At 50.4% G+C, this 23,345-nt stretch carries 19 protein-coding genes; all 19 read right to left on the reverse strand.

Annotated elements, in window-relative coordinates; all coding sequences use genetic code 11:
• Positions 1 to 20 precede the first annotated feature (20 nt).
• The 19 genes from DXC57_RS09370 to DXC57_RS09460 all read right to left on the reverse strand — a co-directional run bounded on the left by DXC57_RS09370 (position 21) and on the right by DXC57_RS09460 (position 23,330).
• A complete protein-coding gene (locus DXC57_RS09370) occupies positions 21 to 1,016 on the reverse strand; it encodes an aldo/keto reductase (RefSeq protein ID WP_118652292.1) in 996 nt (331 codons plus the stop codon).
• 15 nt (positions 1,017 to 1,031) lie between these two features.
• Positions 1,032 to 1,892 carry an SseB family protein gene (locus DXC57_RS09375; RefSeq protein ID WP_022359338.1) on the reverse strand — a complete coding sequence of 287 codons (861 nt, stop codon included), beginning with the start codon at positions 1,890 to 1,892 and terminating at the stop codon, positions 1,032 to 1,034.
• A 16-nt stretch (positions 1,893 to 1,908) separates the two neighbouring features.
• A complete protein-coding gene (locus DXC57_RS09380; protein ID WP_182427961.1) occupies positions 1,909 to 2,538 on the reverse strand; it encodes a DUF3877 family protein in 630 nt (209 codons plus the stop codon).
• 134 nt (positions 2,539 to 2,672) lie between these two features.
• On the reverse strand, positions 2,673 to 3,170 hold the full coding sequence (locus DXC57_RS09385; RefSeq protein WP_107000502.1) for a metallophosphoesterase: 498 nt from the start codon (positions 3,168 to 3,170) through the stop codon (positions 2,673 to 2,675).
• The gene (rdgB, locus tag DXC57_RS09390) at positions 3,170 to 3,769 is read right to left on the reverse strand and encodes an RdgB/HAM1 family non-canonical purine NTP pyrophosphatase (protein ID WP_117796170.1); all 600 of its coding nucleotides are present in this window, start codon (positions 3,767 to 3,769) and stop codon (positions 3,170 to 3,172) included. The genes DXC57_RS09385 and rdgB overlap by 1 nt, the downstream gene beginning before the upstream one ends.
• Before the next feature lie 115 nt (positions 3,770 to 3,884).
• Positions 3,885 to 5,594 (reverse strand): lectin like domain-containing protein, encoded by a 1,710-nt coding sequence (locus DXC57_RS09395; protein ID WP_118652295.1) that lies wholly within the window; start codon positions 5,592 to 5,594, stop codon positions 3,885 to 3,887.
• The gene (locus DXC57_RS09400) at positions 5,584 to 6,750 is read right to left on the reverse strand and encodes a class I SAM-dependent RNA methyltransferase (RefSeq protein WP_107000505.1); all 1,167 of its coding nucleotides are present in this window, start codon (positions 6,748 to 6,750) and stop codon (positions 5,584 to 5,586) included. Before DXC57_RS09400 ends, DXC57_RS09395 begins: the two co-directional genes overlap by 11 nt.
• Positions 6,751 to 7,023: 273 nt before the next feature.
• The gene (locus DXC57_RS09405) at positions 7,024 to 7,344 is read right to left on the reverse strand and encodes a rhodanese-like domain-containing protein (protein ID WP_117796172.1); all 321 of its coding nucleotides are present in this window, start codon (positions 7,342 to 7,344) and stop codon (positions 7,024 to 7,026) included.
• A 217-nt stretch (positions 7,345 to 7,561) separates the two neighbouring features.
• Entirely contained in the window at positions 7,562 to 7,762 is a 201-nt protein-coding gene (locus DXC57_RS09410) for a hypothetical protein (RefSeq protein ID WP_118652298.1), read from the reverse strand.
• Positions 7,763 to 8,026: 264 nt separating this feature from the next.
• The gene (locus tag DXC57_RS09415) at positions 8,027 to 8,746 is read right to left on the reverse strand and encodes a C40 family peptidase (protein WP_118524534.1); all 720 of its coding nucleotides are present in this window, start codon (positions 8,744 to 8,746) and stop codon (positions 8,027 to 8,029) included.
• Between the two features lie 384 nt (positions 8,747 to 9,130).
• Positions 9,131 to 10,888 (reverse strand): HAMP domain-containing sensor histidine kinase, encoded by a 1,758-nt coding sequence (locus DXC57_RS09420; protein ID WP_118652301.1) that lies wholly within the window; start codon positions 10,886 to 10,888, stop codon positions 9,131 to 9,133.
• Positions 10,885 to 11,562, reverse strand: a complete 678-nt coding sequence (locus DXC57_RS09425; protein ID WP_022359328.1) for a response regulator transcription factor — start codon at positions 11,560 to 11,562, stop codon at positions 10,885 to 10,887. The genes DXC57_RS09420 and DXC57_RS09425 overlap by 4 nt, the downstream gene beginning before the upstream one ends.
• A 358-nt stretch (positions 11,563 to 11,920) precedes the next feature.
• On the reverse strand, positions 11,921 to 13,729 hold the full coding sequence (gene aspS, locus DXC57_RS09430) for an aspartate--tRNA ligase (RefSeq protein ID WP_118652304.1): 1,809 nt from the start codon (positions 13,727 to 13,729) through the stop codon (positions 11,921 to 11,923).
• Between the two features lie 53 nt (positions 13,730 to 13,782).
• Positions 13,783 to 15,045, reverse strand: a complete 1,263-nt coding sequence (hisS, locus tag DXC57_RS09435; protein ID WP_107000509.1) for a histidine--tRNA ligase — start codon at positions 15,043 to 15,045, stop codon at positions 13,783 to 13,785.
• A 148-nt stretch (positions 15,046 to 15,193) separates the two neighbouring features.
• Positions 15,194 to 16,645, reverse strand: a complete 1,452-nt coding sequence (hemZ, locus tag DXC57_RS09440; protein WP_118652306.1) for a coproporphyrinogen dehydrogenase HemZ — start codon at positions 16,643 to 16,645, stop codon at positions 15,194 to 15,196.
• Positions 16,642 to 17,286, reverse strand: a complete 645-nt coding sequence (locus DXC57_RS09445) for an MBL fold metallo-hydrolase (RefSeq protein WP_022359324.1) — start codon at positions 17,284 to 17,286, stop codon at positions 16,642 to 16,644. Before DXC57_RS09445 ends, hemZ begins: the two co-directional genes overlap by 4 nt.
• Positions 17,287 to 17,354: 68 nt before the next feature.
• Positions 17,355 to 19,640: a bifunctional (p)ppGpp synthetase/guanosine-3',5'-bis(diphosphate) 3'-pyrophosphohydrolase gene (locus tag DXC57_RS09450; protein ID WP_118652308.1), complete on the reverse strand. Its 2,286-nt coding sequence runs from the start codon at positions 19,638 to 19,640 to the stop codon at positions 17,355 to 17,357.
• Positions 19,641 to 19,917: 277 nt separating this feature from the next.
• Positions 19,918 to 20,442: an adenine phosphoribosyltransferase gene (locus tag DXC57_RS09455; protein ID WP_022359322.1), complete on the reverse strand. Its 525-nt coding sequence runs from the start codon at positions 20,440 to 20,442 to the stop codon at positions 19,918 to 19,920.
• Between the two features lie 32 nt (positions 20,443 to 20,474).
• Entirely contained in the window at positions 20,475 to 23,330 is a 2,856-nt protein-coding gene (locus DXC57_RS09460) for a YfhO family protein (RefSeq protein WP_118652310.1), read from the reverse strand.
• Between the last annotated feature and the right edge of the window lie 15 nt (positions 23,331 to 23,345).

A 23,345-nucleotide genomic window follows, 5' to 3' on the forward strand; every position in this document is an offset into this window, starting at 1 on the left:
CGCCGCTGGGCGTTTTCTGTTTATTTTATTCCACAAATTTGATCGATTTTAAGCAGCTCTTCCTCGCTCAACGGTGCCCCATCCAACATTTTCAGATTATTTAATATCTGCTCCGGTTTGGACGCACCGATGAGAACGCTGGTTACCACAGGATCCTTCATGACCCATTTGAGCGCCATCTGGGAGAGTTTTTCGCCTCTCTGGCCGGCCATCTCGTTGAGGGCGCGGATCTGGCCGATTTTTTCTTCGGTGAGCTGGTCTTTTTTGAGAAATCTGCCGTCGGTCATGACGCGGCTGTCGGCTGGGATGCCGTACAGATAACGGTCGGTTAAGGTTCCCTGTGCAAGCGGGCTGAATGCAATCAGGCCTTTCTTTTCTTTGACAGCGGCTTCTTTTAAGCCGTTGTTTTCAATCGTGCGGTCAAAGATGCTGTAGCGGTTCTGATTGATGACGAACGGGCATTTCAGATCGCGCAGGATCGCAGCGGCTTCCTGCATTTTTTGTCCATTGTAGTTGGAAAGTCCTGCATAGAGAGCTTTTCCGCTCTTAACTGCCTGATCGAGTGCTCCCATCGTCTCCTCAAGCGGCGTCTCCGGGTCCATCCGGTGATGATAGAAAATGTCTACATACGGAAGTCCCAGGCGTGTAAGGCTCTGATCGAGGCTTGCGAGCAGGTATTTGCGGCTGCCCCAGTTTCCATAAGGGCCGTTCCACATCTCGTATCCGGCTTTCGTGCTGATGATCAGCTCGTCTCGATATGGCATGAAATTTTCCTTTACAATCCGTCCCAGATTTTCCTCAGCACTTCCCGGCTCCGGTCCATAATTGTTGGCAAGGTCAAAGTGCGTGACGCCATTGTCAAAAGCGGTAAAACACAGCTTCCGCATTGTCTCATAGACGCCGGTGCTGCCAAAATTATGCCAGAATCCCAGCGAAACTGCCGGGAGCCTGAGTCCGCTGCTGCCGCAGCGGTTGTAGGTCATTCCATCATATCTGGTGTCTGCTGCCTGATACATATACTCTTTCCTTTCCTACTCCCGTCCAGCCTCTGCCTGAACCTCGCGGATAGCTGCGTCGATCTGTGCCTCTACGGATACCGGCTTCTGGACCGGTGCTTCCGGCTGCTTCTTTACTTTCTGTACGGTCAGCGGCATATTAACGCCCAGCGGATTGAGAACGATGCCCTTTGCCTCCTCCGGGAGTACCTGAGCCAGCTTGAGCGCATCTACGACAACCGGGCGGAATTTCTTCTCACGGTTGAAACGCTGGAACTCGATCACATCCGTAAAGATCGGCTGGAAAATATCTCCGCTCTTTAATTTAACCAGCGGAATGCCATTTCCTTCCTCTGGAAGCGGCACGATATAGCGGCCCTTCGTGAAGTGCGCGCCGATCTCCTCCTGTAAATCGTTTAATTCCGGCGTAATCTCCTGATTTGGCTGACGGCGCAGATCCTGCATATAGTAAAGCATCGTCAGGTGCAGCTCCGGGTTCTCCACCCAGACTTTTCCATTCTTGCTCTCCTCCGGGTCTTTGCGTCTTACAAACTCGGTCAGCTGAATCATCTTCTGCTCCTCGCCCACGTGTACCTGGATAGCATTGACACCCATCGTGTAAAGGCTGGTATAGAAAAGCAGAAGGCTCTTTCTGTCTACCTTCGCGATTCCTACCGGAATCTGCTGCTCTGCCAGCTTCTGTGCGCCTGCCTTTGCGCCCTCTTCGTCCGTAAACAGCAGGATGGCATCATCCATTGTTTCCGGATCACAGTATACATACGGCTCTTTCGTACATCCGGAAAGAATGGCATATAAGGAATCTGCCTCTCTTAACTTCTGTGCGAAGATATCCGGCTCCTGTTCATTCGTATTTGTCTGCTTTGTCTCGTTTTCCATCCGTCTAATCTCCTTTTTATTGAATCGTCATCAATGCCTCAAAATCAGCCCGTGCAAATCGGTGGTAAATCGTGTGCCCCATCTCCTCACGGATGCAGTAATCATATGCATCGATGCTGCTGTCTGTAAAATAAATGACATAATCAAAATCCATGCCGTCCGGCATCTGCCGGCACTCATACGCGCCGAATTTTTCAAACACAGCGGTAATCTCTTCCTTTGTGCAGGCGTGCTTTTCCCGAAACAACTGGATCAGCTCTTTTAAAAACGGCGGTTCCGGAACCTGCTCATGGACATACTCCACAAAATCCGGCGGGATCGTAAAGACGATCCGATCGGCGTGGATCCGAATCTGGGTATCTCCCATTTTCTCCTTCTTCGCCTCCAGCTCATGCCGTATCTTCTTCGCCAGCTCCCGGATATCCGTCTCCTGCATCTCCAGCATCGCATTCAGGGAAGAAAGCGGATAATAAAGGCGCATCGTCTCCCTGGCATAACCAAGTTTTAGCTGCGCCTCTTTGATCTGATCCGTCATATTTTGAATTAAAGCTTCCAGTTTCATGTCATACTCCTGCCTCGGAAACGAAACCTCCGTCCCCGGCATCTTTATTGGGTCGATTGAGTCATTGATAAGTACCTTTTTCACAATCTCTCTCATTATAACAATTTACCGAAAATGCGTCAATATGCGGATATTTGCTTTTTCGGTTTCTGTACACGCATAGTTACTGGGCACGTATGCGTGTACAGTGACACACATATGTGCCCAGTAACAGACCTCTACAAATAGCAGGTCGTAAAATGCGCCTCGCCCTCGTCATCCAGATCCATGAGCATGTAGCTCGGGCGTCTGCCCTCCTGGCGTGGAAACGAAAGACTGCCCGGATTCAGCACAGTCAGATCCCCGCGCCGCTCCAGATACGGCTTGTGGGTATGTCCAAACATCGCAATCTGCACGCCGCGATCCTGTGCCTCATCGATCAGGCGCTCCGTCCCAACCGATACGCTATAAAAATGACCGTGGGTCAGAAATGCGCGGTATTTTCCAATCGAAATCTCCTTCTCGCGGTCCAGATGGGAGAAAAAATCATTATTTCCCAGCACCATATAGACCTCGCAGTCCGGGTTCTGCTCCTTACACCACGACGTAATCATGTCCTCACTTCCCTCGGCGTCACCCAGATGAATGAACATGTCAAACGGTGCTTCATTCTGGATGACTTCCAGCAGATTACCATCCCGGCGGTGGGTGTCGCTTGTAATTAATATTTTTTTCATCACTCGCCAAGCGCCTCCTTCAGCGCATCCTTCATCCGCTCCAGCGCCTTGCCCCGGTGGCTGATACGGTTTTTCTCCTCCATCGTGAGCTCTGCTGACGTTTTGCCGTACTCCGGCAGCCAGAGAATCGGATCATATCCAAATCCGCCATTTCCAGCCGCTTCCTTTGCAATCTCGCCCTCCATCGCCGCTTCTGTGTGAAGCACTCTGCCATCCGGCAGCACTGCCGCGATATTGCACATAAAACGGGCGCTCCGCTCTTTTCCTTTTGCATCCTTCACGCGCTCAATCAAAATCCGGTTCTTTTCCTCATACGGTGTGTCCCCTAAATACCGCGCTGAATAAACGCCCGGCTCGCCGTTTAAATAATCTATCACCAGTCCAGAATCATCTGCCAGCACAATGCCGCCCGTCTTCTCCCAGACTGCCTTCGCCTTGATCTCTGCATTCTCGCGGAAGGTGGTTCCATTTTCCTCGATCTCGCCTTCAAATCCAGCCTCGCGCATCGTAACAATCTCACGGTTTAAATCCTTTAAAATCTCACGGATCTCTTTCAGCTTTCCCGCATTTCCCGTCGCAAATATAATTTTCTCGCTCACTTTTCCTCGCTCCTTTATCCTCAAACAGCATGGCTTTTCATATCCCGACATTCCGAATCACCGTTCTTCAAAAACAGCTTCCGCCATACCTTCACATCCGTACCAGCAATCAATTCTAAGAATCCACATTCCTCGTATACGCTTTCAAACACACATTGCAGTTTTGCTCCGTCTCCACGCGCTCCCAGGAGGAACCGCGGTAACTGATATAGCCTTCACCGTCGCTTAAATCGACCGTCAGTCCCTTATCCGGCGAACTGTACTCGATCGCCACCGGATGAATCGCTCCCGGCGTCGTGATCTCGACAATCACGGCAAACCGTTCGCCTGCCTCCAGCGTCACCGTCTTATCCAGCAAAACCGTATAATATCCGGCGTTCGCAACCTCCCCGGAAGCCACCTTTCTGCGCCGCCCGAACTGGGAGCTGCCCTCGGCGTCCGTCACGGTATATACCTGATACGATGTATTTTCCCCGGTTGCATAGAAGCCGACTGCCTCCAGCTCTTCTTTCTCCTCTGCCGTATAAATATTGGCAAAAAATGCCGATTCTTTTCCGTAACCGAGCTGCCCGACCCAGCCGCACAGATCTGCCTGATAAATGTGGTCGTAATTATCTGCCGACTCGATTCCGGAATAGAGAATGTTGTGGATCCCAATATTTGTATCATAGTAGGACACGTAAAAATACCCATCGTCCCCAAATTCGCCGCCCCAGCTGTTGGCGCAGATAAACGCGCCATCCCCCTCCGGCGGCTGGTTAAAATTGTCTCTCGAATAGTGGTCATCCCAGCCGATGATCACAACGTCATGATTTGGCTTCTCATCGCCATTATACCAGTACGCCCCTGTCTCTTTCCGGTAATAATGCGTGTCGTCGCGGTCACTGACCATCGCCGTATACAGGGAGCTCTGAACGCCTCCGTACAGATAAACCGCCCGTTTAACCGCCTCATAATCCTTCTCCGGCAACACCTGTATCTCCTGCACATGACAAGCAGGGCTTAAACCGTCAGGCGAATAGCCGTCGCCGTATGGATCCTCTTCTTCCAGCACCGGCCCCTGCCACGCCAGCAGATACGCCATCGACATCGTATACTCGCCCCCGGCATTCTGTGAAAAATGGAAGCTGTTCCGGAGGGACATATGATCCTCCGAAAAGCTGACATTCCACTCCGGCCGGACACGACTTTCCAGCGCCATCACCGATGCAAATGCCCAGCACGTTCCGAGACTCCCCTGGTTTTTAACCGCCGGTGCCCGGCCTGCCTTCCGGTAATCATAGGATTCCGGCAAAAACGTGGCTGGATCCTCTGACCCGGTCAGTTCCATTTTCCGGTTCTCTGCATCCCAATTTTCTTCATAGGAAAATACCTCCGTCACCGCCTCAAGCGGCACATACAGGATTCCATTTTCCCACTCTGGGGGTGCTGCAATCGTCTGGCTCTCCTCCCCAAGCAAAAGTTCCGGGCTTCCGACCGTCATCTCCGCATGAGTATTGCCGCGCTCCATCACAAGCCGGTTTCCATCGTAGAGAAGCGCCGCACAGGAAAGCGCGTCCGGCAGCATCCCATACGGTATCATAAACTGCCCATCCTGCGACATTCTCAAGCTTCCAAGCTGCGGATCGACCATTGTTCCATCGACTTCCAGCGTGATCGGGCTGTCATTAATCTCCTCGGCCATCTGCTCATACCACTCCGGCTGCCACTCGGCGCTCTCCTCCGTCTTTTCCACCTGCTTCGGAATATGAATCAGACGGTTCTCGCGTACCAGAAATCCCAGCAGAAGCACCAGAAGCGCCCCATAGAAAACATTACGCTTCAACCTGATCCCCCGTTTTTCTTCTCGGCGGCTTCGGACCCATAAACTGATAATAATACGTCTTCATCATACCATTGTAGATTTTCCGGTTCTTGTCCGCTTTCCTGCCAATATAGCGCTCTGCGTCCTCATACGCGGTAATCAGGTACATCGACCAGGAATCCAGCGCCTTAAACCGTTCACCGATCGTCTTATAGAGCGCTGGAAGGTTCTTTTTCTCCTCGATACGCTCGCCGTAAGGCGGGTTTGTGATAATAAAGCCATATTTCTTCGGATGACTCAGCTGCGCCACCGGGCGCTCCTGGAAATGAATCATGTGATCCACTCCGGCTCTCTCCGCATTTTCCCGCGCCGCCTTGATTACCTCTCCGTCAATATCGTAGCCCTGAATGTCTACCTTTACGGTATCATCCACCATCTCGGTCGCTTCATCGATCGCGTCGTACCAGCATTTCTTCGGAATCAGGTTTGTCCAGCTCTCCGACAGGAAGGAACGGTTCATGCCCGGTGCCATATTTGCCGCGATCATCGCCGCCTCGATTGGGAAAGTACCGCTTCCGCAGAACGGATCTACCAGAATCCGGTCCGCTTTCCACGGAGTCAGAAGAATCAGAGCCGCTGCCAGTGTTTCCGTGATCGGCGCCTTACTCGTCATCTGACGGTAACCGCGCTTGTGCAGCGACTCGCCGCTCGTATCGATACCGACTGTCACCTGATCCTTATAGAAAAAGACGCGCAGCGGATATTCATTGCCCGTCTCCGGCATCCGGTCCAGATCGTAATATTCCTGCATATGACGGGCAATCGCCTTTTTCATAATTCTCTGGATATCTGACGGGCTGAACAGCTTACTCGAAATAGACGACGCCTTTTTAACCCAGCATTTACCGTCCTTCGGAAGATATTTCTCCCACGGAATCGCACGGGTCGCCTCAAACAGCTCGTCAAAGGTCACTGCCTTGAAGCTTCCCACTTTTAAAAGGACGCGCTCCGCCGTCCGCAGAAAAATATTCGCACGGCAGATCGCCTCCGCATCGCCGATAAAGGTTACGCGGCCATTTTCCACCTCGGTAACCTCATAGCCCAGATCCACTACCTCTTTTTTTAACACTGCTTCCAGTCCAAAATGGCAGGGAGCAATCAGTTCATATCGTTCCAATCTTTTTTCCTCTTATCTCTCTGTGAATTCATTGCCAAATCATTTCATGCAAAGAATCCTTTTATTTTCATTACAGTCTTCACCATTTTTATTCTAGTTGACTGGTCTGCATCTGTCAATGAAAAGCCGCGGCAAAAGTGTCTATCTCAGGCTGCACTGATACTGTTCACGCATACGTGCCCAGTAACGGAATTTGCCGTGGCTTCGCATTTAAATACGGCAAATTCCTGCTGCCACCACGTTTTCTTACGGCACTTTCGGTTCCAAAAGTGCCTACCCGTGTACAATAACACTGCACTGATACTTTCCCTGATAAAAGCGATAACCGCCGCCCAGATTATAAACCTCATATCCCATCCGGTCATACCAGCCGCACACCAGAAGGCTTTCACTCCCCCGCGCACAGTAAAACAGAAGCGGACGTTCACCTGTAAGTGTCTGCCGGTTATCCTGAAGCCATAAAAATGGAATATTTTCCGCCTCGCAGAGGTGAGACACATTATATTCTTCCGGCGTCCGAAGGTCAATCAGCCGTCCCGTGTACCCTTGCTCCAGCCACGCGTCCAGATACCGCACCGGTATGGTCTGATACATCCGTCATCCCTCCTCATTTTATACAAAAACGGTTTCTGACAGAACCCGATTTCTTTTTTAACTCTATGTAATATTAATATATGCTTTGTCCGGCGGACAGGTGTCGGAGGAGATGCGGCAGCCTCTTCCATTGGCTAGAAAACGAACAAATGCCGGGAAACGGTGGATATTCCGCATTCCCGGCATTCACTATTTTTTCTCTTATCTGCCTGTCTCATCAGTCACAATCGCTGTAATCATCCTCTGTCTTGTCCTGATACTGGTTTTTAGAGCTATTCCTGGAACGGTTCTGGCTCTGGTTCTGCATGCGGTTCTGGCTCTGGTTGGAACCATAATTAGAGCTGTTCTCGGATGCATTTTTGGTGCTGTTTTTCTCGGCACTGTTATCATAGTTGCTGTAACTGTTTTTGCTTGACATAAGTCATTCCTCCTAAATTCCTGCCCTGTCAGGTTTTCTACGTGTCGGTTCCGGCTTCCTGTGAACAGCCGCTTAACCGTCACTTTCTTGTTACAGGTCTTAGTATGGAATTTTACTGCGAAAGTATGCAGGGTAATTCTTACTTTTTATGCCAGTAATATTTTTTTGTTTCATCGGACGCAATTTCCTATGAAATCAAAAAACATCTGCATCCAACCCTTTTTTCATGAAAAAGTTCAATGCAGATGTTTCGTAAATTCATTCTTAACCCAGCACGTTCACAATCTTAACCGGTGTGCGGTAGTTCCATGGGGAAGTCTTGATGCCGGTCCTTTCAGTTGAAGCATGTACCACTTTGCCGTCGCCGATATACATCGCTACATGGTTGATACCTCTTCCGCTTCCGTAAAAAATCAGGTCGCCCGGCTGCATCTGGTCAGCGCTGATTGCTGTACCCTGCTTGGACTGGGAAGCTGAAGAACGGTTCAGGCTCACACCGGCACCGTGCTGCATCACATATTTCGTAAAACCAGAACAGTCAACCCCTGTGTGCGGGTCGCTGCCGCCAAATTTATAACGTCCACCTACAAACTGCAGTGCATAATTGACTAACTGCTCTCTGGTCGAGAGATTGCTCTGCTCTGCGACAAATGCATCTGCGACTGCAGCTGCTTCCTCTGCCTTGCTGAGCATAACGCTACTCTGAACCTTCAAATAGCCTTCCATCTCACCGGCCGCTACCTTGATCCAGCTGTCATCTGCCTTTCCAACTACGTCATAGGACTCGCCCTTTTCAGCCATCGCTACTACTTCTGAGTTTTCATCCTCATCCGCATAGATCGAAAGGTCTGCTGCCACGGTTGCCACCATGTCGCTTTCATAACCTGTAGACGGCCCCGCAAAAGCTGCCTGCGCGCTGCCAATGGTCAGCATTGAGCACACGCATACCATACTGAAAAGTTTCTTTGTTCTATTTAAATTCATGCTTCAAAACTCCTTAATTAGATTTTGTGATTCCCGCAGATATTGCTGAAACAAAAGAATCGAGTCCCAATCGCTGTGGTGTTATCTATCGTTCGAAATGTTACATAATTATTAAATCTTATTACATTGTTATTATATTTTCTTTTCTTTTCGTTGTCAAGGAAATGACGGATCTTTTATATTTATTTAAGATTTTAATTTCCGACAAAAAAGCGCAAAAATACAGGGAATTTCAACCATATTGGGACAAAATATTTTTGCCCCAGGCTGCCGAAATGCCCTGTATTTTCAAGTGTTTTTTATATCATCTCATATATAATGCAAATCACGATTCTGAAACATATTTCATAATTCTAAGATTCTGTCTCTGGCAAAATTTTATTTTCATTTTTCACCAGCCGTGTCCAGCGTAAACCAGAACTCCACACCGTTCTCATGGTTCTTCACACCGCACGCCTTATGGTGCATCTCCATGATCGCCTTGACGATCGAAAGCCCGATGCCGCTGCCGCCATATTCCCGCGTTCTCGCTTTATCTACCTTGTAAAACTTCGTCCAGAGGTTCGGAAGCGCTTCGTCCGGGATCGGATTTCCCGTGTTAAACACTTCCACGCAGACCTCTTTTCCATCGCGCCGGTGGTCAATCCGGATCTGAATCTTCTTCTCCCCGCCTCCCACATGATGAATCGCGTTCGTCAGATAATTGGTGATGACTTCCTCTATTTTAAATTCATCGCCCATGACGTAGACCGGTTCTTTCCCGTCAAAATCCACAGTCAGCTCATTCTGCTTAAGCAGCACACCGGAAGAAGAAATCACACTGGCAATCAGCTCCGTCAGGTCAAACCGCTCCACAGACAGCCGTTCTCCCCCAAATTCCAGCGCCGTCAAGGTCAGAAGCTGGCGCACCATCCGATTCATTTTCCCAGCCTCGTCCATGATAACGCCGCAGTAATAATCGCGGTTCTCCTTGTCCTCCGCCATGCCCTCGACGAGTCCTTCCGCATAGCCCTGAATCAGCGCGATCGGCGTCTTTAACTCATGCGACACATTCGCAATGAACTCCTTCCGCATCTCATCGATCTGCACTTTCTCGTCAATATCCTTTTTAAGCTGTGCATTCGCCTCTTTCAGTTCCCCGATCGTTGTCTTGAGGCGCTCCGAAAGCACATTCATGCTGTTTCCAAGCGTATCAATTTCCTCCGTCGAGCGGCGGCTTGTCTCATATCGGGCATCAAAATCCAGGTTCGACATCTTTTCCGACAGCTCCGACAGCCGTTTGATCGGCATCGTAATGTGCCGGGTAATAAAATAAATCAGAATACTTCCCGCCAGAATTACCACGATTCCAACAAACATCAGAAACCGGTTTGAGATAGCCGCGCTCTCATGGATGCTCTCCATCGGCATCGTCATGATGAAAATGGTCGCATTATCCGAGAAAAACCCCCAGCTTTCCAGATAAAACGTCTTGCTGAGCGGGTCAAACGTCTTCTGAATCATGTAGTTGTCATATTCCCGCAATACATCCCGCTTCGCCCCCGCATGACCGACGATATAGCGCCGCACCCGGTCACGCATGACTTCCACATCCCGCGCCGAGGAGACGAGTGTCTGGTCACTCTCGCTGTCATATAAAAGCAGGGAAATATTCGACCGGTCACGCAGCTCGCGGATCACATTTGCCAGCCGGACACCGCCGCTCGAAGCTTCCTCCCCATCCAGTGCATCCGCCGATGCATCCTCCGAGTCATCCTCCAGCACCACCGTGTCACCTTCCGCATATTCACCCAGCGCATCCTGTGTCTCATCGCCAGCCCTATCACCGGTTCCATTTTTACCAGACTGAGTCGAACCGCCATCCGCACTGTCCATATCAGAACTTCCATCTTTCGACTTCTGGTACTCTTTCCAACCCGAATTCAGCTCCGCCTGTGCGTCCTCCAGCGAACTCTCGCCATTCCGGACCTCATCCTGGATAATCGCGTCAATCGCCCGATATCCCTTTTCCAGCGTATGAATCTTATAATTCTGGTAATATCCGGACAGAAACCAGTTATTGATACACCAGATAAGCGCGATTGCAACCGTCATCAACCCGGCAAATATGATTGTAAATTTCCATCGGACCGAACGTTTCATTCGCTTACCTCAAATTTGTAGCCCATGCCCCAGATCGTCTTGATGTACTCGCCTTTCTCACCCAGCTTACTCCGAAGCTTCTTCACATGCGTATCGATCGTCCGCGCATCGCCGAAATAATCATAATTCCATACATTATTCAGAATTTTTTCTCTCGAAAGCGCAATTCCCTGATTCTCTGCAAAATACGTCATCAGCTCAAATTCCTTGTAGCTTAAATCCACCGGTTTTCCATCCACGCTGACCTGATGTGCCGTCTTATCAATGTGGATGCCGCCCACATCGATCACATCCTGGCTGCCGCCGTTGCTGCGGCGCAGGATCGCCTCCACACGTGCGACCAGGATCTTCGGACTGAACGGTTTGGAAATATACTCATCCACGCCCAGATTAAAGCCCTGCAGCTCGTCGCTCTCCTCGCCTCTCGCCGTCAGCATGATGATCGGCACCTGCGAATACTTGCGGATCGTCTTCACAACCTCCCAGCCGTCCATCTTCGGCATCATCACATCCAGAAGAATCAGCGCAATGTCCTTCTGCTGGAAAAACAGATCCACCGCCTCCTCGCCGTCCCCGGCTTCCAGCACCTGATACCCTTTAATCGAAAGGAAGTCCTTCACCAGCTTCCGCATCCTCGCCTCATCGTCCACGACCAGTATTTTTATCTTATCCATAAAATCTTCACCTCATTTATTTTACTCTGCCGTGTATGACAGAACCTTTTTCCACGCTGTCATATCCTGATTACATTCTCAATCTGTCTGTATTTTAGCAGATCCGGGTGGGAGATTCCATAGATTCACAAAAGATTCATAGTTTCTACCACATATAGAAAAGAGAGTCCTTTTCCATCCTCCTGGGCTCCCCAATGCGAGCAATTTATATATTCAGTTGCCAAGGACAAATGGAACTTTTTCATCTCACACGCAAAACAGGACTGTCCGACAAAATCCAGTATTTCTCTGCATTTCTCATCCAGCCCTATTTGCTTTCTATTTCACAGTCTTCTCAGGCTGTTCCATATCTTAAATTTTATTCTTCGGTTTTCTCCGCCTCTTCGCTCTCAACCACGCCAATCGAAAGATCCTGCAGCTGTTTCGGATCAACCTGAGACGGTGCTTCCATCATCAGGCAGGAAGCATCTTTTACCTTCGGGAATGCGATGACGTCGCGGATGCTGTCTGCGCCGACCATCAGCATAACCATACGGTCCATACCGTAAGCCAGACCAGCGTGCGGCGGTACTCCGTATTTGAATGCGTCTAACAGGAAGCCGAACTGCTCCTGTGCTTTCTCTTTCGTGAATCCAAGAACCTCAAACATCTTCTCCTGGATGTCTGCCTGATGGATACGGACAGAACCGCCGCCCATCTCGGTACCGTTCAGGACGATATCGTATGCTTTTGCACGTACCTTGCCCGGATCGGTATCGATCAGCGGAAGATCCTCTTCCATCGGCATGGTAAATGGATGGTGCATAGCTACGTAGCGATCCTCCTCCTCTGAATATTCAAGCAGCGGGAACTCGGTTACCCACAGGAACTTGAAATCATCCTTCTTTAAGAGGTCAAGCTGTCTAGCGATCTCCAGACGTAAGTTTCCAAGTACATCAAATACAACTTTATCCTTGTCAGCTGCGAACAGAAGCAGATCGCCCGGCTTACCGCCCATAGCAGCCACCAGTGCATCCAGCTCTTCCGGCTTCATGAACTTGGAGAAGGAGCACTTGTAGGTACCGTTCTCATGGATTGCCAGATATGCAAGACCTTTTGCACCAAAGCCTTTTGCGTACTCAACCAGCGCATCGATCTTCTTTCTCGGCATAGCGCCCTGTCCTTCTGCGTTGATACCGCGGACAGAGCCGCCATTTTCCAGTGCACTCTTAAATACAACAAACTCGCAGTCTTTTACTACATCCGATACGTTTTTCAGCTCCATGCCGAAACGCAGATCCGGCTTATCGGAACCGAAACGATCCATTGCCTCGCGCCAGGTCATACGCTGGATCGGAAGCTGCAGATCGTAATTGCAGATCTCCTTGAAGAGCTTCTTTAACAGACGCTCATTGACATCCAGAACATCCTCAACGTCAACGAAGGAAAGCTCCATATCGATCTGGGTAAACTCAGGCTGACGATCCGCTCTTAAGTCCTCGTCACGATAGCAGCGTGCCAGCTGGAAGTAGCGGTCATATCCGGAACACATCAGAAGCTGTTTTAACAGCTGCGGAGACTGTGGCAGTGCATAGAAGCTGCCCGGATGTACACGGCTCGGTACCAGGTAGTCTCTCGCGCCCTCCGGAGTACTTTTAATCAGAGTCGGAGTCTCAATCTCAAGGAAGCCTTCCTCTGCTAAGAATGCACGGGTCAGGATAGCCACGCGGCTTCTTGTCATCAGGTTTCTCTGGATATCCGGACGTCTCAGATCCAGGTAACGGTATTTCAGGCGAAGATCCTCTTTGGTTTTGGAGTTCTCCTCGATCGGGAACGGCGGTGTCTCAGACTCTGCCAGAATGCGGAGATAATCCGCGCGGATCTCAATCGCACCTGTCTTTAAGTTTTCATTTACTGCACCGGAACGTGCCTCTACGCGTCCGGTTACAGCGATAACGAACTCGCTTCTCAGCTTTTCTGCCTTTGCAAAGCTCTCAGCGCCGCAGTCAGCTTCCTCGAAGATCAGCTGCAGGATACCGGAACGATCCCGCAGATCCACGAAAATAATGCCGCCTTTATTTCTGCTCTTCTGAACCCAGCCCATAACGGTTACTTTCTCACCGATATTGGCAGTTCCCAGCTCGGTACAGCGATGGGAACGTTTCAGTCCTGCCATAGATTCTGCCATGATAGTATTTCCTCCGTTTATTATAGTTTTATCTGAAAAATTCAAAAATTGAATCACTTCAAACTGTCTTTGTAAAATTCCACGATCTCCTCGTAGCCGTCCTTCGCCAGCTGCTCCTTCTGGAATTTCTTGTTCTTGTTCATCTGTGCGACTGCCACGCGGGTGCCGTTAGCGCGCTCTTCCTGTGCTTTCTTTAAGACGGCACGGAACTGCTCGCCGCTTAAACCTTTCTCATACAGGAATGCTTTCTTACCGGCTGCCTCCGGTACTTTGAAACCGGAATCCATCAGGATCGTGATGATACGCTCAAAACCGATGGAGAATCCGCACGCCGGTGTATCGACGCCGGTAAATTTGCCGATCAGCTTGTCGTAACGTCCGCCGCCTGCAACGGAGCCGCCGAAGCCTTCCATGGAAACCTCAAAAATCGTTCCGGTATAGTAGCCCATGCCGCGCACCAGCGTCGGGTCAAATTCAAGACCGAATTCGATGTCTGCAACCGCTTTAACTGTCTCCATGATCGTTGCCAGATTCTCTGCCTTTGCCGGATCCATCACGCCGGAGAGCTTCTCGCCCAGCGCGCGGACGCCTGCCGCATCGTTCTGAATCTCTGCCAGAAGTCCGGTGTATTTCTCAACCGCCTCTGGCGCATAACCTTCCGCAAGCAGCTCTTCGCGGACACCGTCCAGACCGATCTTATCCATCTTATCGAGAATGATAAATACCTTATCGGTCTCATTTTCCGGGAATCCGCTGTAATCTGCCATGCCCTTTAAGATCGCACGGTCATTGACGCGGACAGTGTATGCCTTGTCCGGGCAGATGCGCTTCAGCGCCTTGGTAAGCGCCAGAATCTCCTCGATCTCAGCCAGGTTTGTCGCATCACCTAAAATATCGATATCACACTGTACAAACTGACGGAAACGTCCCTTCTGCGGACGATCGGCACGCCATACGCTTCCGACCTGCAGCGCCTTGAACGGCGCTGATAAATTAGCAGAATTGTTTGCATAATAACGGCTGAGCGGCAGAGTTAAGTCATAGCGGAGACCACCGTCTACGACATCTGCCTCTGTCTGTGCTGCCTCGACGTTCAGCTTCTCGCCTCTCTTTAAAATCTTGAAGATCAGCTTCTCATTGTCGCCGCCCTGCTTGCTGGTCAGGTTCTCAATGTGCTCCACGCACGGAGTCTCGATCGCCGAGAAGCCGTATCCGCGGTAGGTATCTTTGATGATATTCAGCACATAATCCCGGATCTCCATCTCGCCCGGAAGAATGTCCTTCATGCCTGTAACTGGTTTTTTCTTTAAAGCCATGTGTCAAACTCCTTCTATGTCTTTCTGCGACCATATTTCCCGCGCAAAGAAAAGTTCACTTTTCTTTGCTGGAAACTGGATTTTTATGTTTCTCTGTTACAAAGTGTTTTTCTGCATCTGACACCCTGTATCTGTGAATTTTTCGTTTTTACTCTCTTCGTCCAAGCAGCTTCTCTTTCCGCCCGATCATCTCATCGATCCGGTCGATATACTGCTCAACTTCCTTGACGTTCTCCGCCCTCTCAATCCGGTTTTCTGCCGGGAAATAAACCTTGGTGGTCGTTCCCGCACCGCAGGCGGCGATCGTCTGTTTTTCTTCCATAATCAATATATTATAGAGACATTCCTTGCCCGGAACCGCATAACCGACATTTTCAAAATTGCCCGCCATATTTTTCTGGCGGTAGAGATAGTACGGTTTCAGTCCCATCTCCTCGGCATACTGCGCGGTCAGGTCAATCATCTCCTGTGTATTGACAATCTTCAGATTTCCGTAGCGCTCCTTATAGATATTCAGGCGCGCCGCGCGCTTGATCGCCAGCGAATGCACCGTCACGCTGTCCGGTCTGAGTGCCTTGATCTCCTCCATTGTCTGGCGGACATCGTCGATCGTCTCCTCCGGCAGACCCACGATCAGGTCCATATTGATATTGTCAAATCCCAGCTCCCGCGCCAGCAGGAATTTTTCCTTCACATCCTCCACCGTATGACGGCGTCCGATGAGGTCAAGCGTCGCCTGCTTCATCGTCTGCGGATTGATGGAAATACGGGAAATGCCGTGATTCCGGAGCACCTGCAGCTTTTCGCGCGTGATGCTGTCCGGACGTCCCGACTCAACGGTAAATTCAACTGCCTGTTCCACCGGGAATAATTCTTCCACCTTTGTCAGGATCTCATCCAGATCCTGCGGATTTAACGAGGTCGGTGTGCCGCCTCCAAAATAGATGGTCGAAAGCGGGCGATCCTTCATCTGCTCCGCCACATATTCCATTTCCTTAAAAAGCGCCTCTTTGTAGAGGTCCATCCGTTTTTCCCATTTCACAATCGGAAACGACGTAAACGAACAGTACAGGCAGGTCGTCGGACAGAACGGGATTCCCACATACAGGCTGTACCCATTCTCATAATCGATCGTGGACAGCAGGCGTCTCTCGCGCTCCGCCACGTCGATGCTCAGATCGATCTTTTCCTTGCTGGTGAAATACGTCTCGCGCATATAGGTCTCGATCTGCTCGTCCGTCCATCCATCATACAGCTTCGTGAGCGCAATCTTCGTCGGACGGATGCCGGTAAGCGTCCCCCACGGAAGCTCTCTGCCGGTCTGGGCACTCAAAAGACGGTATAACGTCTGTTTGATCTCATTTTTCGTCTCAAAACGGTTGGAAAAATCCGGATAAATCAAAGCAAAGTGAACGGTCTCTTTCTTCACCGGCGTCACATCCAGGGAAAACGAGTTTCCGTCCCGGACTCCCCGTACAATCAGCTCCGCCTCCCCGGCTTCCTCTTCCTTGTGCGTAAATGTTTCGCCCGGATAAAATGCCATCAGGAGCTCACGGATATCCTGTTCAAAGGACGCGTCATTTAACAAAATCGCTATCATGCTTCGCGCCCCCTGTATCCCGCCAGCGGATTGTACTGTTTTTCGTCGGCGATCGTCGTATATCCCATGTGTCCCGGATATACATTCGTATCATCCGGCAGGTTCAGAAGGATATCTGCCACCGAATGAATCATCTGACGTCCGCTTCCAGTCGGGAAATCGATGCGTCCGTAAGAACCTTCAAATAAGGTATCTCCCGAAAACAGCACCTTCTCTGATTTTACATAATAACAACAGGAACCTTCCGTATGCCCCGGTGTATGAAGCATCTGGAACGTGTAGCCCGCTGCCTCGAACGTCTCTCCATCCTTCAAAAGCATATCCGCTTTCAGATGCAGACCGCCGCCCTGAAACTGGACGGACAGGTTCTTATCCGGATCCGCCAAGACCGCCTGCTCCTGCTCACAGGCATAAACCGGCACGCCCAGATCCCGTCTCAGCTCTTCCATCGCCGTCACATGGTCAAAATGTCCATGAGTCAGCAGAATCGCCTTTGCCTTCGCTCCGGTCTGCGCCAGTGCATCCTCGATCCGCGCCGCCTCATCGCCCGGATCGACAATCACAGCTTCCTTCGTCTCCGGATGCACCGCAATATAACAGTTCGTCTGGACCATTCCCACGATCAGCCGTTTTATCTCCATCTTTTCCTCCTAATAATATGTGAAACTTTCACAGGGTGTAAGTACCTGTGAAATATAGAGAGAACCGCTTATCCGGCAGTTCTCTCTATATCTAATACTCCTTCAATCTGTCTGAGTTTATCAGATAATTTATTTAATTCCTCAATTCCGTGAATATCGAACGTCATGACGATCGTCGCCTTGCCCTGCTTGCTTGTCCGCACATTCATCGAGGTAATGTCGATCTGGCGCTCGGTAAATACCTTGGAAATATCCACAAACATGCCGATGCGGTTGTTCGCATAGATCTTGATTTCGGTGGAGTATTTTTCCGTGCCCGTCTGTGCTTCCGGCTGCTGCCACTCGGCTTCAATCAGGCGCTCACGCTCTTCCTGCGGCAGATTCATCACATTGATGCAATCCGTCCGGTGGATCGAGATACCGCGTCCCCTTGTGACAAATCCGACGATCTCATCGCCCGGAACCGGGCTGCAGCACTTCGAAAAACGAACCGCCAGATCGTGGATTCCCTTGACAACGATACCGCTCTTCGACTTCCCGGCTGCGATCACCGGAACCTTGTTTCCATCCGACGACATGTTATCGAGGATCGTCGTGTCGGTTACTTCCTTCTTTAACTTCTTGTTGCGCTCATCCAGCATCTTGTTGATGACCTGTCCCTCTTTGAGGGCGCCATGTCCGATCGATGCCAGAACGGAATCCCAGTCACGGTACGCATAGCGCTTCATGACCTTTTCCATATATTCCGGTTTATTTAACTCTGAATAATTGATGTCTTTCGCCTTACAATATTTATCCAGAAGCGCACGGCCGCGCAGGATATTGTCCTCTTTCAGCTCGCTCTTGAACCACTGGTTGATCTTATTCTTCGCCTGTGTGCTCTTAACCAGTTTCAGCCAGTCGCGGCTCGGTCCCTTGGAATTCTGGGAGGTAATAATCTCGACACGGTCACCATTTTTAATGACATAATCGATGTTGACCAGTTTTCCGTTGACACGGGCACCAACCATTTTGTTGCCGACCGCACTGTGGATCGAATACGCAAAATCGATCGGGGTGGAACCGCTCGGCAGGTTCTTGACATCGCCCGTCGGGGTAAAGCAGTATACATCATCCGTAAAGAGGTCCAGATCACTCTTTAAGAGACTTAAGAACTCTTTATTATCGGACATATCCCGCTGCCATTCCAGGATCTCACGCAGCCAGGAAAGCTTTGCCTCGGCGCTGTCGATCGCCGCCTTGCTGCTGCCGCTCTCCTTATATTTCCAGTGTGCCGCGATACCATACTCAGCGGTACGGTGCATCTCATAGGTGCGGATCTGAATCTCAAACGGCTGTCCGCTGCTGCCAATCAGAGTCGTATGCAGCGACTGGTACATATTCGGTTTCGGCATGGCAATATAATCTTTAAAACGTCCCGGAATCGGTTTGTACATCTCATGGATGACACCGAGCGCCGCATAACAGTCTTTCACGCTCTCCACGATAATCCGGACCGCAAAAATATCATAGATCTGATCCAGCGTCTTGTCCTGGTTTACCATCTTTTTATAGATGCTGAAGAAATGTTTCACACGGCCGTCTACCTTGGCTTCGATGCCCGCATCGTCCATATGTTTCTTGACTTCATCCATAATCTTATGGATAAACGCCTCCCTGGTGTCCTTACGAAGCGCCAGTTTTTCGGACAATTCTTTGTAAACCTCCGGCTGGAGATATTTGAGAGACAAATCATCCAGCTCGGTCTTGATCTTGGAAATACCGAGACGATCAGCAATAGGCGCGTAGATATCCATCGTTTCACGCGCCTTTTCTTTCTGTTTTTCCGGCTTCATATATTGAAGCGTCCGCATATTGTGCAGACGGTCTGCCAGCTTAATCAGGATAACCCGGATGTCCTTCGCCATCGCTAAGAACATCTTACGCAGGTTTTCCGCCTGAATCTCTACTTTATCGATCGTCCACGAGATCTGGGTCAGCTTGGTAACGCCGTCTACTAAAAGTGCTACCTCCTCGCCAAAGATCGCCGTGATCTCCTCCTCTGTCATGACCGTATCTTCCACGACATCGTGCAGGATACCTGCCACCAGAGTCTCTTTATCCAGCTCCAGATCCGCCAGAATGATCGCCACACAGAGCGGATGGATGATATACGGTTCACCTGATTTACGCCTCTGATCCTTGTGTGCGTCATACGCGATCTGGTACGCTTTCTCAATCATGCTGATGTCATCCGACGGATGGTACTTGCGAATGGCGGCAATCAACTCATTATACAGTACCTCCGGACTCGTAAAATCCGCCGGCGCTTCAATTTCCTGATCCAGCTTTTTTATTTTATCCAAATTTCCCATATATGCCTCCTGACCCTTCCGTAGATAACTGAAACGCCTGCCGTTCGGAATCCGGAAAGCGGTTCACGCAAATGAAATAAAATATTATATAGAATACCCCTATTATACGAATATTTGACAAAAAATGCAACGGCAAACTATTTTGTTACTGTTCACGCATACGTGCCCAGTAACGGAATTTGCCGTGGCTTCGCATTTAAATACGGCAAATTCCTGCTGTCACCACATTTTCTTACGGCACTTTCGGTTCCAAAAGTGCCTACCCGTGAACCGTTATCTATTTCCCCTCATAGGTAATTAGGGCATCCACCGCATATCCGTTCAGTTTTTCGCGTCCCTTTAAGCCTGCCAGCTCCATCACGCAGCAGATTTTTACAACCTCGCCGCCCATCTTCTCGATGAGCTTGACAATCGCCTCGGTCGTTCCGCCGGTTGCGATCAGGTCGTCAACGATAACTACCTTCTGTCCCGGTTTAATGGCATCCTCATGCATCTCCAGAACCGCGCTGCCATACTCCAGATCGTAGCTTACAGATACCGTCTTGCACGGCAGTTTGCCTTTCTTGCGGATCGGCACGAATCCCTTGTGCATCGCATATGCAACCGGCACGCCGAAAATAAACCCGCGGGACTCCGGACCAACCACGATATCATAATCCACGCCCTCTAAGGATTTCTGGATTCCGTCGATCGCAAGCTGCAGTCCGTCTGCATCCTGTAAAATCGTAGTAATATCGCGGAAAATGATCCCCGGCTCCGGGAAGTCCGGAATGCTTCTTACATATTCTTCCAGCTTTTTCATGATTTTAACCTCTTTTCTATAAATTTTGTATCTCAATTTCTCAGTTTTAAATCGCCATCCGGCTCTTTTTCCACCGTTCTTCTCATTTTTGCAGAAGTTTTCCCCTGCTTCTTCTTCCTTATATACATAGAAGCCACAATCACCGCCAGCACAAACAGCGCACCTCCGCTGATCAGCAGTCCCTCATGCAGTCCCTGCGGATAATACCTGAGTTCCACCGTATGGGTTCCCGCCGTCAGTTCCACGCCGGTAAATGCCTTCCAGACCGGACGCGTGATAGCTTCTTTTCCATCCACCGTGACTGTCCAGCCCTCGTCATACGGGATCGTGAGGAACAGCGTTCCGCCCTCGCCCGCGTCGATCGTGCCCTTCATCGCCTCCTCACCCAATGTTTCCAGTTCAAATGGATGCTGGTTTAGGCGCTCATAGAGCGCACGCAGCCCGGCTTCGTCAAAGCGGTACGCGCTCGCGTCCATGCTTCCGGCACTGTCATTGCTCTCCAGCAGAATCAATGTGCCTGCCTTCACATATCCAGTTTCCACCAGATACCCGCGTTTCAACGTATCAATGCTGCGGCTCTCCCCGCCGACATCCAGTTTAACCGAATCAATCTGACGGTTTGCGACACTTATATAATACTCCCCATCTTCCGGTGCTGTAAAGGAAAAACGATTCCCCTGCTCCTCCCCGTCCGTGAAAATCAGGCACTCCGGCACGCCCAGCACATCCGATAAATCGTTCTGGACATCCGCCGGCGAAGAAAGATCGCGCTTCCAGCCCGTTTCTACTATGTCCGGCAGGATAAAGCCGAGCGGCAGCGTCCACGGATTCTCATAGAGGTACGTGTCACCTGAAAATGCATAGAGCGACAGGCGCGGATTGTCCTGCTTGCCCTCATAGAGTGCATATTTGATTGAAAATAACGAATCCACCAGCGGCGTACTTCCCACGATGCTGTATGCGTTCGTCGAACCTTCGCAGCCCATCTGTTTGAAGAAATCCGTCACCCCGGCATTTGCCACCGATGAAAACAGTGATACGGATGGAAAATGCATCCACGCGCCATCATTTTTCGTGCGCGCATTCGTTTTATCAATCCGGTAAAATTCCGTCTTTTTGAGCGGCTCTGTCACCGCTGCAACATCCTGATTGTCTGCCACATAATCAGTCCGGCTCGTCGTCGGAATGCTCGTTGCCGCCATATTGGCAAGCGCCTCCACACTTACCAGCGCCATCGCCAGAAGCGCCGCCGTGAACGCGAAATGTTCTTTATTTTGATAGAAATAAAAGACGCCCAGATACAGCAGCAGAAGCACCACTGCCACATACCAGACAACTGGCTCAAACGCATCGTCCGTCACCAGCTTTTCTGCCAGAATCACGTAGCCAATCGCGGCGGATGTCACCCCGGCAAACTGCCGTTTGGATATTTCATCCAGATATAGATACGCCCGGAAACACATCGTCAGCACCAGCGCGATATAGATAAACGACTGGCGGCACGGCAGGCTGTTCGGGTAATGGAAGCCATGCCAGATAAAATTCAGCACATTGAACGAAAAGCTGGCATAGAAAAAGAGCAGCAGCACACCGTACACAACCTTTTCCCGGATCGCAATCCGGCGGTTCAGAAAATACAACCCCATGAAAATGTAGACTGCCACGCCGCAGTAGAGGTTCGGCCAATGGTCGAGTCCCGTCTCCACCTGTACATTTCCGATGTGCCGCGCGATCATGTCAAAGATCGGGAAGTAGATATCCAGTGTGGTCGGAAAATTAAAATCGCCAGACGCCGTACTCTGCAGCGCCGCAATCTCCGGAAGAAGCACCGCAGCCGCCAGCGCACCCGCCAGAAGCGAATACACACCAAACAGGAAAAAGCTGTGCAGACAATCTTTCCATCCCGGCCGTTTCTCCAGAAACAGGAGCGCCACATAGTAAATCACCATGAAGAGGCATATCATAATTGATATATAGTAGTTGGACAGGATTGAAAGTCCCAGCATCAGGCAGTAAAAAAGCCCTTTTTTTTCGCGCACCAGCCGCTCCAGGCCGTGCAGGATCAGCGGCAGCAGCACGATGCAGTCCAGCCACATGATATTCCAGCTATACGCCGCCATATAGCCGGACAGCGCATAGAATACGCCGAAATAGCACGCTCCAAACTTCTGTGAACCCGTGTGCTTTTTCAGGTACCACGCCATCGAAAGACCCGCCAGACCGCTCTTGAACACGATCATGTAGGTCATAAATTCGATAATCAGGGACGACGGGCATAACAGCAGCAGCCAGTTGAACGGGCTCGCCAGATAGTATGCATAGAGCGCGGCAAAGTTTACGCCCATGCCGACATCCCAGCTGTAAAGCAGGCTCTCGCCACTTAAAAGCTTATGCCGGAATTCCGAGAAAAACGGCGCATACTGGTGGTACATATCCGTCCGCAGGAAGCTTTCCTGCCCAAAGGGGAAAATACCGCGGTATGCAAAAATCAGGATCAAAATCACCACCGGCAGGAAAAATGCCGCCAGGAGATCATCCGACGGACGGAAAACCGCAGCCAGGCGGCCCATTCCGCGGGGTGATTTCTCTGATTCATCCCACTCATCTAATTCATCTAATTCTTCCTGCTCCCAGTCATCATCATTCAACTCTTTAATGACATCTGCTCTGGACTCTGAAAGTTTAGATTTTCTGGCATCTTCTTCCTGTCTCCAGGCCGGCATTCGTTCAGCACGTCTCATATCTGTACAAGCGGTCTCCGAATCCACGTCCGCACCTTCCCGCTCGTTCTCATAGTCCTCTATTTTCCCCGTTGTTTCCGCTCCCGTAAGCTCCCTGAGTGCTTCTTCCAGTTTACTGGAACTTTCGTCTCGTTCTCTTTGCTCCATCTTCCCTCCATCCAG

The organism is Clostridium sp. TF06-15AC (assembly GCF_003481165.1).
Lineage (GTDB): Bacteria > Bacillota > Clostridia > Lachnospirales > Lachnospiraceae > Otoolea > Otoolea fessa.

Bases quoted from the DNA above. Each gene is read 5' to 3' on its own strand.
- DXC57_RS09450 (WP_118652308.1), bottom strand. From the start codon at position 19,640: ATGGGAAATTTGGATAAAATAAAAAAGCTGGATCAGGAAATTGAAGCG.
- hemZ (WP_118652306.1), bottom strand. From the start codon at position 16,645: ATGATAGCGATTTTGTTAAATGACGCGTCCTTTGAACAGGATATCCGT.
- DXC57_RS09445 (WP_022359324.1), bottom strand. From the start codon at position 17,286: ATGGAGATAAAACGGCTGATCGTGGGAATGGTCCAGACGAACTGTTAT.
- DXC57_RS09405 (WP_117796172.1), bottom strand. From the start codon at position 7,344: ATGTATCAGACCATACCGGTGCGGTATCTGGACGCGTGGCTGGAGCAA.
- DXC57_RS09415 (WP_118524534.1), bottom strand. From the start codon at position 8,746: ATGAATTTAAATAGAACAAAGAAACTTTTCAGTATGGTATGCGTGTGC.
- DXC57_RS09420 (WP_118652301.1), bottom strand. From the start codon at position 10,888: ATGAAACGTTCGGTCCGATGGAAATTTACAATCATATTTGCCGGGTTG.
- DXC57_RS09460 (WP_118652310.1), bottom strand. From the start codon at position 23,330: ATGGAGCAAAGAGAACGAGACGAAAGTTCCAGTAAACTGGAAGAAGCA.
- hisS (WP_107000509.1), bottom strand. From the start codon at position 15,045: ATGGCTTTAAAGAAAAAACCAGTTACAGGCATGAAGGACATTCTTCCG.
- DXC57_RS09375 (WP_022359338.1), bottom strand. From the start codon at position 1,892: ATGGAAAACGAGACAAAGCAGACAAATACGAATGAACAGGAGCCGGAT.
- DXC57_RS09455 (WP_022359322.1), bottom strand. From the start codon at position 20,442: ATGAAAAAGCTGGAAGAATATGTAAGAAGCATTCCGGACTTCCCGGAG.
- DXC57_RS09385 (WP_107000502.1), bottom strand. From the start codon at position 3,170: ATGAAAAAAATATTAATTACAAGCGACACCCACCGCCGGGATGGTAAT.
- DXC57_RS09370 (WP_118652292.1), bottom strand. From the start codon at position 1,016: ATGTATCAGGCAGCAGACACCAGATATGATGGAATGACCTACAACCGC.
- aspS (WP_118652304.1), bottom strand. From the start codon at position 13,729: ATGGCAGAATCTATGGCAGGACTGAAACGTTCCCATCGCTGTACCGAG.
- DXC57_RS09410 (WP_118652298.1), bottom strand. From the start codon at position 7,762: ATGTCAAGCAAAAACAGTTACAGCAACTATGATAACAGTGCCGAGAAA.
- DXC57_RS09425 (WP_022359328.1), bottom strand. From the start codon at position 11,562: ATGGATAAGATAAAAATACTGGTCGTGGACGATGAGGCGAGGATGCGG.